Source organism: Micromonospora sp. CPCC 205546, assembly GCF_036902715.1.
In the GTDB taxonomy this organism is placed as follows: Bacteria; Actinomycetota; Actinomycetes; order Mycobacteriales; family Micromonosporaceae; genus Micromonospora.
Map to the genome: position 1 here is coordinate 1 of NZ_JBAKHL010000157.1, position 1289 is coordinate 1289.

1 protein-coding gene and 1 rRNA gene are annotated in these 1289 nt (G+C 73.1%); one reads left to right on the plus strand and one right to left on the minus strand.

The window, feature by feature from the left end; all coding sequences use genetic code 11:
* Positions 1–1108 (plus strand): hypothetical protein (locus V6U77_RS29785; protein ID WP_334610062.1); only part of this gene is annotated, 1108 nt, incomplete at its 5' end.
* Between the two features lie 92 nt (positions 1109–1200).
* Here V6U77_RS29785 and rrf read toward each other — a convergent pair.
* A 5S ribosomal RNA gene (rrf, locus tag V6U77_RS29790) occupies positions 1201–1289 on the minus strand; the annotation flags it as partial.

A 1289-nucleotide genomic window follows, 5' to 3' on the forward strand; every position in this document is an offset into this window, starting at 1 on the left:
GCGGCGGACCCGACCGGAAACCACCCTCGCGACGGTCACCGCCACGGAAACCGCCCTCGCGGTCGCCACCACGGAAGCCACCCGGACGGTCACCGCCCTCACGACGGTCACCGCCACGGAAACCGCCCTCGCGGTCACCACCACGGAAGCCACCCTCACGCGGCGGACCCGACCGGAAACCACCCTGCCGGTCGCCACCCTCACGACGGTCGCCGCCGCGGAAGCCACCCGGACGGTCACCGCCCTCACGACGGTCACCGCCACGGAAGCCACCCGGACGGTCACCGCCCTCACGACGGTCCCCACCGCGGAAACCGCCCTCGCGGTCACCACCACGGAAGCCACCCTCACGCGGCGGACCCGACCGGAAACCACCCTGCCGGTCGCCACCCTCACGACGGTCGCCGCCGCGGAAGCCACCCGGACGGTCACCGCCCTCACGACGGTCACCGCCACGGAAGCCACCCGGACGGTCACCGCCCTCACGACGGTCCCCACCGCGGAAACCGCCCTCGCGGTCACCACCACGGAAGCCACCCTCACGCGGCGGACCCGACCGGAAACCACCCTGCCGGTCGCCACCCTCACGACGGTCGCCACTGCGGAAACCACCCTCGCGGTCGCCACCACGGAAGCCACCCGGACGGTCGCCACCCTCACGACGGTCACCGCCACGGAAGCCACCCTCACGCGGCGGGCCCGACCGGAATCCACCCTCACGGTCACCACCGCGGTATCCACCCTCGCGACGGTCGCCGCCACTCTCGCGACGGTCCCCACCGCGGTAGCCGCCGGAACGATCGTCGCCGTCCCGACGGAAGCCCTCGCGGCGCTCGCCGCCGCGGAAGCCGCCCTGGCGGTCGCCGGCGTCACGGCGAGGGGCGCCAGCGCCACGGGAGTCGCCATCACGCGGACCGGACCGGAAGCCTCCTTCGCGGCGGTCGCCGCCGCGGGAGTCGCCATCACGCTGGTTGCCGCCCGCGTATCCGCCGCGCTGGCCACCCCGGTCGTCCCGGTACGGGGGCCGGTCGTCGCGGCGCGGCGCTCCCTCGCGCCCACCCGAACGGTCTTCGTAGCGACGGGGACGATCTCCGCCCTGCGATTCTGAACTCACAGGTACATCCTTCCTCATTGCGTCACCCACGACGCTAACGCAGTCGAGGGCCGACCCGGATGGGGCGGCCCTCGACTGGAAAAGTTGTCCGGCGGTGTCCTACTCTCCCACACCCTCCCGAGTGCAGTACCATCGGCGCTGGAGGGCTTAGCTTCCGGGTTCGGAATGTAACCGG